The organism is Plantibacter sp. MCCC 1A11337 (genome assembly GCF_013349365.1).
Lineage (GTDB): Bacteria > Actinomycetota > Actinomycetes > Actinomycetales > Microbacteriaceae > Plantibacter > Plantibacter flavus_A.
Genome location: NZ_JABJWX010000001.1, coordinates 523,569 through 537,118, shown reverse-complemented (window position 1 = coordinate 537,118; position 13,550 = coordinate 523,569). Strand labels below are relative to the sequence as shown.

The 13,550-nt window shown below is 70.8% G+C and carries 9 protein-coding genes; 5 read left to right on the top strand and 4 right to left on the bottom strand.

From position 1 onward, the window contains the following. Positions 1-18: 18 nt before the first annotated feature. On the top strand, positions 19-2,223 hold the full coding sequence (locus tag HOW07_RS19745; RefSeq protein WP_175115991.1) for an acyltransferase family protein: 2,205 nt from the start codon (positions 19-21) through the stop codon (positions 2,221-2,223). On the opposite strand, the gene HOW07_RS02425 is transcribed toward HOW07_RS19745, so the two are convergent. The 4 genes from HOW07_RS02425 to HOW07_RS02410 are packed head-to-tail and all read right to left on the bottom strand — an operon-like array spanning position 2,203 to position 7,341. After that, complete coding sequence (locus HOW07_RS02425; protein WP_175115990.1) at positions 2,203-3,876, bottom strand: ABC transporter ATP-binding protein; 1,674 nt, start codon at positions 3,874-3,876, stop codon at positions 2,203-2,205. The two genes, HOW07_RS19745 and HOW07_RS02425, sit on opposite strands and share 21 nt — an antisense overlap. Continuing rightward, positions 3,873-4,751: an ABC transporter permease gene (locus HOW07_RS02420; RefSeq protein ID WP_175115989.1), complete on the bottom strand. Its 879-nt coding sequence runs from the start codon at positions 4,749-4,751 to the stop codon at positions 3,873-3,875. The genes HOW07_RS02425 and HOW07_RS02420 overlap by 4 nt, the downstream gene beginning before the upstream one ends. Further along, entirely contained in the window at positions 4,748-5,725 is a 978-nt protein-coding gene (locus HOW07_RS02415) for an ABC transporter permease (protein ID WP_121291012.1), read from the bottom strand. The genes HOW07_RS02420 and HOW07_RS02415 overlap by 4 nt, the downstream gene beginning before the upstream one ends. Continuing rightward, the gene (locus HOW07_RS02410) at positions 5,722-7,341 is read right to left on the bottom strand and encodes an ABC transporter substrate-binding protein (protein WP_254628154.1); all 1,620 of its coding nucleotides are present in this window, start codon (positions 7,339-7,341) and stop codon (positions 5,722-5,724) included. Before HOW07_RS02410 ends, HOW07_RS02415 begins: the two co-directional genes overlap by 4 nt. 208 nt (positions 7,342-7,549) lie before the next feature. Here HOW07_RS02410 and HOW07_RS02405 point away from each other — a divergent pair, with 208 nt between their 5' ends. From HOW07_RS02405 to HOW07_RS02390, 4 genes are all read left to right on the top strand, one after another. Continuing rightward, positions 7,550-8,200, top strand: a complete 651-nt coding sequence (locus HOW07_RS02405) for a TetR/AcrR family transcriptional regulator (protein ID WP_175115987.1) — start codon at positions 7,550-7,552, stop codon at positions 8,198-8,200. 239 nt (positions 8,201-8,439) lie between these two features. Further along, complete coding sequence (ileS, locus tag HOW07_RS02400) at positions 8,440-11,808, top strand: isoleucine--tRNA ligase (RefSeq protein WP_175115986.1); 3,369 nt, start codon at positions 8,440-8,442, stop codon at positions 11,806-11,808. Then, entirely contained in the window at positions 11,798-13,177 is a 1,380-nt protein-coding gene (locus tag HOW07_RS02395) for a folylpolyglutamate synthase/dihydrofolate synthase family protein (protein WP_175115985.1), read from the top strand. The genes ileS and HOW07_RS02395 overlap by 11 nt, the downstream gene beginning before the upstream one ends. Continuing rightward, positions 13,174-13,548 (top strand): DUF4233 domain-containing protein, encoded by a 375-nt coding sequence (locus tag HOW07_RS02390; RefSeq protein WP_064295611.1) that lies wholly within the window; start codon positions 13,174-13,176, stop codon positions 13,546-13,548. Before HOW07_RS02395 ends, HOW07_RS02390 begins: the two co-directional genes overlap by 4 nt. Positions 13,549-13,550: the final 2 nt, after the last annotated feature.

Here is a 13,550-nt window from a genome sequence, read left to right as displayed (position 1 = left end):
CGCCGATAGCATCGGACCGTGTCGACCAGAGCCGTCACCGGACCCGTCAGAGCCGACCTCCAGGGCCTTCGTGCCGTGGCGGTCTCGCTCGTCGTGGTGTTCCATCTCTGGCCGGGGCTCATACCGGGCGGGTTCGTCGGCGTCGACGTGTTCTTCGTGATCTCCGGGTTCCTCATCACGGCGCACCTCCTCGACGAGGTCGAGCGATCCGGTTCGGTCCGACTCGGGCGGTTCTGGGCCCGGCGCGCACGACGGCTGCTCCCCGCCTCACTCACCGTCCTCACCGCGACCCTCGTCGCGAGCTGGTACCTCGCGCCGCTCGGGGACCTGCCCCGGTTCCTGCGCGAGATCGCGTGGTCGGCCCTGTACATCGAGAACTGGGCGCTCGCCGGATCCGCGATCGACTACCTCGCGGCGGAGGACGCTCCGTCGCCGGTGCAGCACTTCTGGTCGCTGTCGGTCGAGGAGCAGTTCTACCTCGTCTGGCCGGTCCTGGTCCTCGGCGCCGGCTGGCTCGCCGTGCGGGTCGCCCGTCGCTCGGCTGCGCCGACGGTGCGGCGCCGGGGCGTCGCGATCGCGATCGGACTCGTCTGCATCGCGTCGGCCGCCTGGTCGGTCGTCTTCACCGTGCAGGACCCGTCTCCGGCCTACTTCGCGACGACGACGAGGGCCTGGGAGTTCGCCGCCGGGGGACTGACGGCGATCATGGTCGCCGAGGGGGCCCGGCGCGGCTGGGGGCTGCGGGCGGGTGGGCGCACGGTCGTCGCCTGGCTCGGCTTCGCCGCGATCGGGGCGGCTGCCGTCTGGTATTCGGCGGAGACCCCCTTCCCGGCGTTGACCGCGGCGCTGCCGGTGGGCGGGACGATCGCCGTGATGGCGGCCTGGGCCCCGGACGTCCGGTGGTCGCCGACCGCACTGCTCGCCCGGTCGCCGATCCAGTGGCTCGGCGACCGCTCCTACGCGGTCTACCTCTGGCACTGGCCCCTCATCGTGTTCGGCGGGATCGTGCTCGCTCGGTCGGCCACCGTCCCCGAGCAGCTCGTCCTCCTCGTCATCACCGGCGTCCTCGCGGAGGTGACGACGCGGTTCGTGGAGCGCCCGATCCGGTTCGGGCGTGTCGCATCTTGGCGGCCACGACGGGTCATGGGCGCGACCGCCCTCGCGATGAGCGTCCTGTCGATCGCCTCGATCGGGGTGCTCCCCGGTGCCGAGGCGCGCATCGCGGCCGAACAGCAGCGCATCGAGACCCTGGTCGCAACGCCGTCGAACTGCCTCGGTGCCGCGGAGCTCGTCGAAACTGCAGCGTGTCCGCGGGACGACGGAGCGTCATCGGACGGCAGGGAAGGCTCCGGTGGCGAGACCTCGCGCGGCGGTTCCTCGGCGTCTCCCGGGGATGAGACCCGCGGGGTCGTCATTCCCGACGCGTCGCTCGCCGACCTGCCGCCGGACCGCTGCATCACCGACATCCGAGCCGCCGCGTTCGAGGTCTGCGCTTACGGCGCCGGCGCGGAGCAGGCGACGAGGACGGTGGCGCTCATCGGGGACTCGCACGCCGAGCAGTGGTTGCCGGCGTTCGCGACGGCTGCCGAGACGAACGGGTGGCGGCTCCTCGTCGCGGCGAAGAGCTCCTGCCCGTTCAGCGACGCCGAGCGCACGGAGCCCGGGACGAGCGCGGCGGTGCTCGACGAGATGCGCGCCGGGTGCCTGAGCTGGAACCGCGACGCCCTTGAGCTGCTGCGGGACGAGCCGGGGATCGACACGCTCGTCGTCTCGGCGCGCGCCCGGAACCCGGTCGTCGCCGAGGGGGGACGCGACTGGCGGGAGGTGGCTGCGGAAGCCTATGCGGAGCGTTGGGCGCTCGTGCCCGAGACGATCGAGCAGATCGTCGTCCTGCGCGACACCCCGACGATGGCGGACGACGTGCTGGAGTGCCTCCGCGACGACGCTGATCCGGAGGACGGGTGCGCCCGTGACCGGAGCGACGCGCTCACGGAGGATCCGCAGTACGAGGCCGCCCTCGCGAGCACCGACCCACGGGTCCGTGCCGTCGACCTCTCGGACGCCCTGTGCGCGTCCGATCGGTGCTCGCCGGTGGTCGGCGGTGTCCTCGCGTACCGCGATCACCACCACCTGAGCTGGGTGTACGCCGAGACCCTCGCGCCCGTCGTCCAGGCGGTGCTCGACCGGATCCCGACGCCGGACTCAGACCGCGTCGCTCCCTGATGCCGCACCCGGCGCGATGAGGCGCGGAGCGTCGGCTGCCAGTCGGGCGGTGTAGGGGTGGGCCGGGGCGGTGAAGACCTGCTCGGCGTCGCCATGCTCGACCACCCGGCCGTGCTGCATCACGGCGACGCGGTCGCTCATGTGGCGGATGACGCCGAGGTCGTGGGAGATCAGCAGGTAGCTGAGGCCGTGGCGTCGCTGCAGCTCGTCGAGGAGGTCCAGGATCCTGGCCTGGACGGTGACGTCGAGCGCGGAGACGGGTTCGTCGAGGATGAGCGTCGACGGTCGACTCGCGAGTGCCCGGGCGATCGCCACGCGTTGCCGTTGCCCGCCGGAGAGCGTCCGCGGGCGAGCGCGGGCCAGCGAGGGATCGAGGCCGACGTCCGCGAGGAGACGGCTGATGTCGCGAGGTGCTGCCGCGCGTCGACGAACGGCGTCGGCGAGGATGGCGTCGACGCGCCAGTGTGGGTCGAACGAGCTCAGCGGATCCTGCGAGACCCAGCCCAGACGGTTCCGTCGTGGACGACGCGCTCGCTCGGGGAGCTCCGACCACGGTTCGCCCTCGAAGAGCACGGTTCCCGACTGCGGTGCGGTGAGGCCGAGTGCGATGCGGGCCAGGGTGGTCTTGCCCGAACCTGACTCGCCGACCACGCCCAGGGTCGTCCCCGGTTCCAGGCGGAGCGAGACCTCGTCGACCGCCACGATCGGCGAGGCGCTCCGGCCACGCTCGAAGCTCCGGGTGACGGATCGGAACTCCAGCGCTGGTGCGTCCGATCCGGTCTGCGTCGTCGGACGGGTGCGCGTCGTCGGCTGTTCGGCCACCGGGGCCGCGTCGACCGGCTGGTCTGCGCTGAGGCGCGTCCCTCGAGCGCGGTCGGTGGGGACCGCGGCGATGAGGGCTCGGGTGTACGGGTGTGTCGGCCTGGTCAGCACCTGCTCGGCCGGCCCCTGCTCGACGACGACACCGTCCTGCATCACGACGAGGTGGTCGGCGATCGACGAGACGACGGCGAGGTCGTGGCTGATCAGGAGGAGGCCCGCGCCGCGCCGCTTGACGTCGTCGAGGAGGCCGATGACCCGTGCTTGGACGGTGACGTCGAGCGCGGTCGTCGGTTCGTCGGCGATGAGGAGGTCTGGTTCCAGTGCGATCGCCGACGCGATGAGCGCGCGCTGACGGAGTCCGCCGGAGAGTTCACCGGAACGTTGGCCGATGCGCGAAGCCGGGTCGGGCATGCCGACGGATTCGAGGAGTTCGAGCACCCGCCGGGTGCGGGCGGTCCGGTCGAGGTCGGTGCCGAGTCGGAGTGCGTCGTCGATCTCGCGGCCGATCGGTCGCAGGGGGTCGAGCGACACCAGCGCGTCCTGGAGGACGAGTCCGATGCGACGCCCGCGCAGGCGTCGCCAGGCCGATGCTCCGAGTCCGCGGAGATCGGTGCCGTCGAAGTCGAGTCGAGCGGCCGTCACCCGCGCCGATGCGCCGGCGAGGCCCAGGAGCGATCTGGCGGTCACGCTCTTGCCGGAGCCCGACTCGCCGACGATCGCGACGCAGGTGCCGCGCTCGACGTGGAAGGAGACGCCGGAGACGACGTCGTCCCCGCTGCCGAATCCGACCGTCAGTGCTTCCACCTGGAGTAGTGGAGTGGAGTCGCTCATCGGCCGTCCCCCCGAGATCGGCGCTGGAGACCCCGGCCGAGGACCGTGGTGGACAGGGCGGTCGCGACGATCATCAGACCCGGGAACGCCGTGAGCCACCACGCCGTCGCGAGGTAGGTGCGTGCTGCGGCGAGCATGGCACCCCACTCCGGCGCGGGTGGTTGCGCCCCGAGCCCGAGGTAGCTCAGGGCGGACGCCCAGACGACCGCCTGTCCGATGCCGAGGGTCGCGAGGACGAACAGCGGGGCGACGGCGTTCGGGAGGATGTGTCGGAACAGGATCCGGGCGGGCCCGTGCCCGAGCACTCGCGCGGCCTCGACGAAGTCGGAGGAGCGGACCTGGAGCAGTTGACCGCGGATGAGGCGCGCGTAGCCCGGCGCAGTCGACAGGCCGACCGCGATCGTCGCCGTGACCGGACCGGGCCCCGCGATGACGATCACGAGGAGCGCGAGCAACAGGCCGGGGAACGCGAAGAGCACCTCGAGGACGCGTCCCACGGCGAAGTCCGCGATCCGGCCGCCGACTGCGGCGATCGTCGCGAGGACCGCTCCGAGGATCAGTCCGATGGCCGTCGCGGCGACGCCGATGAGGAGCGAGGTCCCCGCACCGTGCACGACCCGGCTCCAGACGTCGCGACCGGACTCGTCCGTGCCGAACCAGTGCGCGAGGGAGGGCGGCGAGAACGCGGCCCGCGGGTCGACCGCCGTCGGTGATGCTGTCGCGAACAGCTGGGGGGCGAGCGCACAGCCGAGCAGGAACAGCACCACCACGGCCGCGACGATCTCGGGTGCGCCGAATCCCGACGACCGGCGCCGTCCGCGGCGGACCCGGGCGTCGGGGCTTCCGGATGTCGGGGTGATCGCGAGCCCGCTCATGAACCGGACCGCCGGATCCGGTCGCGTGGGTCGAGCAGCTCCGCCGCGAGGTCCGCGACGAACATGACGACGACGTAGGCCACCGCCGAGCTCAACACCACGCCGGTGACCACCGGGACATCACGGACCGTCACCGCTTGGAGCAGTGTCCGTCCGAGACCGGGCCGGGCGAAGATGGTCTCCACCACCACCGCGCCGCTGATGAGGTACCCGAAGGCCCATCCCGACAGGTTCACCGCGGGCACGGCGGCGTGACGCAGGCCGTGTCTGAGCAGCAGGCCGGTCGTCGATTCACCGCGCGCGGCCGCCGAGACGGCGAACGGTGCGCTCCCTGCGTCGAGCAACGGTTCCCGCATCACCTGGGCCAGGAACCCGGCGACCGGGATGGCCAGGGTCAGCACCGGGAGGATGAGACCGGCCGCATCACCCGTGCTCACCGGAGGGAGCCATCCGAGCCAGGTGCTGAAGAGTGTGATGAGGACGGTCGCGAGCCAGAACTGGGGGAGCGACGCCGCCACGAGCTCGACGGCCGATCCGAGGGCCGCGGACACGCGCCCACCCCGGGTCGACCAGACCGCGAGGCCGAGCGCCAGGAGCCAGGCGACGGCGAGCGACGCCGTCGCCAGCACCAGCGTGCCGCCGAGCTGTTCGCCGAGCACCTGGGCGACCGGCGTGCGGAGGGACGCCGACTCGCCGAGATCCCCCTGGACCAGTCGGACCAGTTGCGCCAGGTACTGCACGAGGAGCGGCTGGTCCAGGCCGTACTGTTCGCGCACCCGCTCGAGCGCCTCACGCGAGGCCTGGGAGCCGGGGCCACCGAGATAGGCCTGCGCCGGGTCGCCGGGGATCAGCCGGACGGCGAAGAAGGTGACCGTCGCGACCGCCCAGAGCACGAACACCGCACCGGCCAGACGTGCCCCGATCCGCCCGGCCAGGCGGCGGAGGTCGCGTCCCGAGCGGCCGATGGAGCTCACTCCACGAGCCAGGCGTCCCCGAAGACCGGCGTCGACACCGTCGGCAGCGCGCGGACGCCCTGCAGCGAGGTGCTCAGCAGGAAGTGGTTCTGCTGGTCGTAGAGCGGCAGAATGTAGTAGCCGTCGAGGATGATCTGCTGCGCCTGCTCGTAGAGGAACGCCCGCTCCTCGGGATCGAGGGTGTCGCTCGCCTGCTTCAGGATCTCGTCGAGCGCGGGGTCGTCCAGCTGGGCGTGGTTCGCGAAGTAGCCGCTCGGCGCCGGAACGATGCCCGAGGAGTCGTAGAGCACGCGGAGCACGTCCGGTCCCACCTTCGTGTACGGAGCGCTGACGGCCTCGTAGGCGTTGGAGCCGAGCGCCTCGTACCAGCTCGAGAGGTCGAGCAGCTCCAGCTGCACGTCAAAGCCGGCGTCACCGGCTCCGGCCTGGATCTGCTCGAAGAGCGACTGCTCGGCCGGAATCGACTGGTTCGTGCTGACGGGGAACCGCACGGTCAGTCGGACGCCGTCCTTCGTCCTGACGCCGTCCTCGTCCTTCTCGGTCCAGCCGGCCTCGTCCAGGAGCTTGTTGGCCGCATCGAGGTCGTAGCCGAACAGGCTCTCGTCGGAGTAGGCCGTCGCCTCCGCACTCGACAGCGGGGAGTAGGAACGCTTCGCCGTGCCGAAGAACAGCGACTCGATGCCGGCGTTCACGTCCGTCGACCGCACGAAGGCCTCACGCACGCGCTGGTCGTCGAACGGCGCCTGTCCCGCGTTGAGCTCGATGCGGTTCGAGGCACCGGGACGTGGTGCGTCCAGGTCGACGATCGTCTTCGAGTCCTTCGCCTGCGCGATCGTGTCGGGCTGCGCGTTGTCGATGATGTCGACGTCGCCGCTCTGCAGCGCGGCGAAGCGCGACGCGGAGTCAGGGATGAAGCGCCACGTGATGCCGTCGAGGTACGCCGGACCGTCGTTCGCGGCATCACCCGGTGCCGAGTCGTAGGCGTCGTTCCGGACGAGCGAGACGTGGTCCTGCTTCACCCACTCGTCGACGACGAACGGCCCGGTACCGACCGGAGCGTCGCAGTTCGCCGCTTCACCGCGGGCGATCCCCGTCGGGGACTCCATCGCCGTCCACGGCTGCGACAACGACTCCAGGAGCGCGCTGTCGGGAGCGGAGAGCGTGAACCGGGCCGTCGTGGTGTCGACCGCCTCGACCGACGCGACCTTGCCCACCGCGAGGTAACCCGTGGACGACTTCGTCGCCGGGTCCTGCAGGTGCTCGATGTTCGCCTTGACCGCCGCCGCGTCGAACGGGGTGCCGTCGGTGAACGTCACGTCCGACCGCAGGGTGAACTCCCAGGTCAGACCGTCCTCCGACGTCGTCCAGGACTCGGCGAGCCACGGGATGATCTCACCCTTGGCGTCTCGCGAGACGAGCGGCTCGAGGAACTGCGCACTCAACAGGGCCTGTGGGTAGTTGCCGCCGACATGCGGATCGAGACATGTGGGCTCGGCGTCCCCGCTGGCGTACACGAGGGTCCCACCGGCCTTCGGCGTGCTCGACGCGGCCGGCGTCCCCGGTGCACACGCCGCGAGCAGGACCGCGAGCGGAACGAGCGCCGCGGCGATGCGCAACGGACGACGCGAGGACGCAAGGCGCCGACGGGCAGGGGAGGGGGATGCGGGCACAGGGACTCCAGAAGACGATCGACCGGGTGCTGAGGGCCCGGTGACGGCGTCGGACGAATTATTGGACGCCGTCTCGGAACCAGCATAGAGCCTCAGCACCACGCCCCGACCCCTCGCACGACGGCTAGGCTCACAGGCGGCGGAAGGAGCCCCCATGTCACGACCACCGGCACGGAACGCCGTCGGTAGACCCCGACGATCCTCCCGACGCGTCCTCGAGGAGGCGGCCGCCGAACTCTTCCTCGAACAGGGATACCCCGGTACCACCGTCGACCAGATCGCGAGCCGCGCCGGCGTCAGCCGCAACACCTTCTTCAACTACTTCGGCTCCAAGAGCGACGTCCTCTGGGTCGACGTCGACGCCGCACTCGCCGGACTCGAACGGGCGCTCGCCGCAGGCGGGGAAACCCCCGCGACGGATGTCGCCGACGCCATGCCGTCACTGCAGGCCGCCCTCCTGGGCATCGCCGAGGAGCGCTCGAACGGCGCCGTGCCCTGGGCGCTGACGCAGATCGAACTGATGGACACCGCCTGGGAGCTGCAGGCGTCCGGCCTCGAACGGCTCCTGCGTCTCCAAGCCGTGCTCCGGGTCTCGCTCGCGCGCCTCGCCGTCCGCGCCGACGAGCTGACGATCCGGTCCGCCGCAGCGGCGCTCGCCGGCGCTATCGTCGCCGGCGCCGGGGCCTGGGCGGCTGCAGGCGTCGGCCGGGGCGAGCTCGGCGACTACCTCCGCCGCGCGATCGCTCCGGTGGTGGACGGGTACGGCCGCGCCCTCGCCCGGATCGACGAGCCGAGTTCCTCGTAGCCGACCCTCCGCGGAGCCGCTCCGCAGGCTGTACGATTGGACCATCGACATCGATCCGGACATCACCGGGGAGTCCTCGGCAGAACAGCGACCGCTCAGCGGGAGCCCAGTAGAACCGAGCGGGTCAGGCCCGTCACAGCCGATGCAGAGCGGCCGTTCCAGTGGAGCGGCAAGCGGGGTGGTACCGCGTCGGCAGCGCCGGCGTCCTCGCAGGACCCACGAGACCTGCCAGGAGAACGATGAGCTACCCGAAGTCCCAGGAACCGACCCCAACCGAGTCGGCGTCGAACGGCGCGGCGTTCGGCGTGACGCCGTCGCCCAGCTTCCCGTCGATCGAGGAGGGGGTGCTCGCCCGTTGGGTCGCCGACGGAACCTTCCAGGCCTCCATCGACCAGCGCGAGGGGGCTCCGGAATGGGTGTTCTACGACGGCCCGCCCTTCGCGAACGGACTTCCGCACTACGGTCACCTCCTCACGGGCTACGCCAAGGACCTCTTCCCACGGTTCCAGACGATGCGCGGCAAGCAGGTGCACCGCCGGTTCGGCTGGGACACCCACGGTCTCCCCGCCGAGCTCGAGGCGGAGCGCCAGCTCGGCATCACCGACAAGCGCCAGATCGACGAGATGGGCCTGGCCGCCTTCAACCAGGTCGCACGTGACTCCGTCCTCCGTTACACGGAGGAATGGCAGGACTACGTGACGCGCCAGGCGCGCTGGGTCGACTTCGAGCACGACTACAAGACCCTCGACGTGACCTACATGGAGTCGGTCATCTGGGCCTTCAAGCAGCTCCACGACAAGGGCCTCGCCTACGAGGGCTACCGGGTGCTGCCCTACTGCTGGCGCGACCAGACGCCGCTCTCCAACCACGAGCTGCGGATGGACGACGACGTCTACCGCTCCCGCCAGGACCAGACCGTCACGGTCACCTTCCCGCTGGTCGGTCCGAAGGCCGAGAGCCTCGGACTGACCGCCGTCCGCGCGCTCGCCTGGACGACCACGCCCTGGACCCTGCCGACGAACGCCGCGCTCGCCGTCGGGCCCGACATCGAGTACGCGGTCGTCCCGGCCGGCCCGAACGGCACCCCCGACGCAACGGTGCTCCGCGAGGAGGGCTCCGCCCACGCCGACACCGAGGTCCTCGGCGGCGAGTACCTCATCGCCTCGGCGCTGCTCGGCAACTACGCGAAGGACCTCGGCTACGACTCCGCGGCCGAGGCGCAGGCCGCCGTCTCCCGGACGATCGTCGGGCGCGAGCTCGAAGGCGTCTCCTACGACCGCCTCTGGGACTACTACGCCGATGCCGAGTGGGGCATGGAGCAGGCCTGGCGCATCCTCGTCGCCGACTACGTGTCGACCGAGGACGGCACGGGTATCGTGCATCAGGCCCCCGCCTACGGTGAGGAGGACCAGAAGGTGTGCGAGGCCGCCGGTATCCCGGTGATCGTCTCCGTCGACGACGGCGGGAAGTTCCTCCCGGAAGTGTCCGACGTCGCCGGTCTCCAGGTCTTCGACGCCAACAAGCCGCTCACCCAGCTGTTGAAGGCACAGGGCCGCCTCCTGCGTCAGGCGAGCTACGAGCACTCCTACCCGCACTGCTGGCGCTGCAAGCAGCCGCTCATCTACAAGGCGGTGTCGAGCTGGTTCGTGCGCGTGCCCGAGTTCCGCGACCGCATGGAGGAGCTCAACCAGGAGATCACCTGGGTCCCGGAGAACGTCAAGGACGGACAGTTCGGCAAGTGGCTCGCGGGTGCCCGCGACTGGTCGATCAGCCGCAACCGGTACTGGGGTTCGCCGATCCCGGTGTGGAAGAGCGACGACCCGGCCTACCCGCGCATCGACGTGTACGGCTCGCTGGACGAACTCGAGGCCGACTTCGGTGTGCGCCCGACCGATCTGCACCGCCCGTACATCGACGAGCTCACGCGGCCGAACCCCGACGACCCCACCGGCCGGTCGACGATGCGCCGCATCACCGACGTCCTCGACGTCTGGTTCGACTCCGGATCGATGCCGTTCGCCCAGGTGCACTACCCGTTCGAGAACCGCGAGTGGTTCGACTCGCACAGCCCGGCGGACTTCATCGTCGAGTACATCGGCCAGACGCGCGGGTGGTTCTACCTCCTGCACGTGCTGTCGACCGCGCTGTTCGACCGGCCGGCGTTCACGAGCGTCGTGAGCCACGGCATCGTCCTCGGCAGCGACGGCCAGAAGATGTCGAAGTCGCTGCGCAACTACCCGGACGTCAACGAGGTCTTCGACCGCGACGGTTCCGACGCCATGCGCTGGTTCCTCATGTCGAGCTCGGTGCTGCGCGGCGGCAACCTCGTCGTCACGGAGGAAGGCATCCGTGAGGGCGTCCGACAGGTGATGCTGCCGTTGTGGAACACCTGGTACTTCTTCTCGCTGTACGCCAACACGGCGGTGCCTGGTGGCTACGACGCCGTGTGGCGCACGGACTCCACCGACGTCCTCGACCGCTACATCCTCGCCAAGACGCGTGAGCTCGTCGTCACCGTGACCGACCACCTCGAGGCGTTCGACGCGACCCTCGCAGCGGCCTCGCTGCGGGACTTCGCGGACGTCCTGACCAACTGGTACGTCCGTCGCTCCCGTGACCGTTTCTGGTCGACCGACGGTGGCGCCTTCGACCGCGACGCCTTCGACACGCTCTACACCGTCCTCGAGACCTACTGCCGGGTCGCCGCTCCGCTCCTGCCGCTCATCACGGAGCAGGTCTGGACCGGCCTGACGGGCGACCGCAGCGTGCACCTCACCGACTGGCCGGAGCCCGAGGCGTTCCCGGAGGACGCGGCACTCGTCGAGGCGATGGACCGGGTCCGCGAGGTCTCCGGCGTCACCCTCGCCCTCCGCAAGCAGGCCGGTCTCCGTGTCCGGTTGCCCCTGGCATCGCTCACGGTGGTCACACCCGACCCCGCGTCGCTCGCACCGTTCGAGGCGATCCTCCGAGAGGAACTCAACCTCAAGGCCGTCTCCTTCGCCGAGCTGACCGACACCAGCGGCACCGAGTTCGGTGTCACCTCGCGCCTCTCGATCAACGCCCGCGCGGCGGGTCCGCGCCTCGGCAAGACGGTGCAGCAGGCGATCAAGGGCGCTCGGAGCGGCGACTGGTCGGAGGTCGACGGCACGGTCACGGCCGGCGGCATCGAGCTCGTCGACGGTGAGTACGAGCTCGTCATGGAGGCCTCCTCAGGCGCCGCCGGTGGTGTCGCACTCGCGCTCCTGCCCTCGGGTGGATTCGCCCTGCTCGAGACCACGCTGACGCCCGAACTCGAAGCGGAGGGACTCGCCCGCGACGTCATCCGCGCCGTGCAGGACACCCGGAAGGCGGCGGACCTGCAGGTGAGCGACCGGATCCGGCTCCAGCTCCGATTCGAGGACGACGCCGACGAACGTGCGGTGCGCAGCGCCCTCGACGTGGTCGACCTCGCCGGCGACACCCTGGCGACGTCCCTGACCTGGTCGGACGTCGAGGCGCAGGCTGGGGCGTCGGGCTTCGCCCAGTCGTTCGCTGCCGGGAAGTTCGGCAACGCCGGAGCCTTCACCGTGACCGTCGCGCGTGCAGAGGAGACCACCGATGTCCGATGACCAGATCCCCGGAGACGAGCTGTCCGCGGCCGATGCCGCCGACGCCGTGTACCGCGAACTCCTCGAACGGCTGGGGGAGGCCCAGCCGCAGCCGCGTCTCGGTGCGACCAAGCGGGCGCTCGAGCTCCTCGGCAACCCTGAGTCGTCCTTCGCGATCATCCAGATCGCCGGGACGAACGGCAAGACGAGCACGGCGCGCATGATCGAGAGCATCCTCCGTGCCCACGGGCTCCGCACCGGTCTCTTCACGAGTCCGCACCTCGTCCGGTTCACCGAGCGCATCGGGATCGACGGCGAGCGGATCTCGGACGAGGCCGTCGCCAGGAACTGGGACGACATCAAGCCGTATCTCGCGATGGTCGACGCCGAGCTCACGGCGGCCGGTGAGCCCGCGCTGACCTTCTTCGAGGCGCTCACCGTCCTGGGCTTCGCCTGCTTCGGCGACGCCCCCGTCGACGTCGCCGTCGTCGAGGTGGGGATGGGCGGTGCCTGGGACTCGACGAACGCCGCCGATGCCGAGGTCGCCGTCTTCACGCCCATCGACCTCGACCACGTGCAGCGGCTCGGCAAGACGATCGCCGAGATCGCGCGCACCAAGGCCGGCATCATCAAGCCCGGAGCGCAGGTGGTCTCGGCCGCCCAGCACCCCCACGCGCGTCAGGCGATCGTCGACGCCGCCGCGGCGGTCGACGACCCGGCCGTGTTCGAGGGTGAGGAGTTCGCGCTCGTGCAGGACGCCGTGGCGGTGGGCGGACAGCTCATCACCGTCCGAGGACGCGCCGGCACCTACCCGGAGCTGTACCTCCCGCTCTACGGGGACCACCAGGGACGGAACGCGACGCTCGCGATCGCCGCGGTCGAGGCGTTCCTCGGCGGAGCGACCCAGCCGATCGCGGAGGACGTCCTCGCGGAGGGCCTCACCGAGGTCGCCTCCCCGGGGCGTCTGCAGCTGATCGGCACCGAACCGACCGTGCTCGTCGACGCGGCGCACAACCCGCACGGCGCCGCGTCCCTGGTCGCCGCACTCGGCAGCTACTTCGACGTCGACGAGATCGCCTTCGTGGTCGGCATCCTCCAGGACAAGGACGCCGCCGGCATCCTGACGACCCTGGCGCCCGCCGCATCCGGCTTCTTCTTCACCCAGTCGGAGTCGGAGCGGGCGATCCCCGCCGAGGAGCTCTCGCGCCTCGCCGCGTCGCTCGACCTGCCGGCGTCGACCTTCGCCGACACGCTCGACGAGGCCGCGGAGGACGCACGGCGCTGGGCCGAGGAGGCGCCGCGCCGGCTGGTGGTGATCACCGGCTCGATCACCCTCGTGGGCGAGGCGATCGAGGTCGCCGACGACCGGGAATGGAAGGCGACCGCATGAGCGGCATGGCACGGAGCCGGGCTCCACGGAGCATCAAGCAGACCCTCGGATCGATCATCCTCGGCTTCGAGATGATCGTCATGTTCCTCGGCGCGCTCGTCATCTTCGGGCTGAAGGCCCTCCCGGCCCCGGTCGCGTTGATCGGCGGAGCGGTGCTGTGCCTGATCATCGTCGCGACGATCCCGCTCCTGCGATTCCGCTGGGGGTATTGGCTGGGCTGGGCGGTGCAAGCCGCTATCGTGGCTACCGGCCTGCTCGTGCCGATGATGTTCCTCGTCGGCGGGATGGCCGCAGCCGTCTGGACCTATGCGATGGTCCAAGGCGACAAGATCGAGCGTCAGCAGGCGCTCTACCGAGAAGCGAAGGATTGACC

What these genes read in the sequence shown, in the direction of transcription:
- HOW07_RS02425 (WP_175115990.1), bottom strand. Translation starts at nt 3,876, where the DNA reads ATGAGCGACTCCACTCCACTACTCCAGGTGGAAGCACTGACGGTCGGA.
- HOW07_RS02420 (WP_175115989.1), bottom strand. Translation starts at nt 4,751, where the DNA reads ATGAGCGGGCTCGCGATCACCCCGACATCCGGAAGCCCCGACGCCCGG.
- HOW07_RS02405 (WP_175115987.1), top strand. Translation starts at nt 7,550, where the DNA reads ATGTCACGACCACCGGCACGGAACGCCGTCGGTAGACCCCGACGATCC.
- ileS (WP_175115986.1), top strand. Translation starts at nt 8,440, where the DNA reads ATGAGCTACCCGAAGTCCCAGGAACCGACCCCAACCGAGTCGGCGTCG.
- HOW07_RS02395 (WP_175115985.1), top strand. Translation starts at nt 11,798, where the DNA reads ATGTCCGATGACCAGATCCCCGGAGACGAGCTGTCCGCGGCCGATGCC.
- HOW07_RS02390 (WP_064295611.1), top strand. Translation starts at nt 13,174, where the DNA reads ATGAGCGGCATGGCACGGAGCCGGGCTCCACGGAGCATCAAGCAGACC.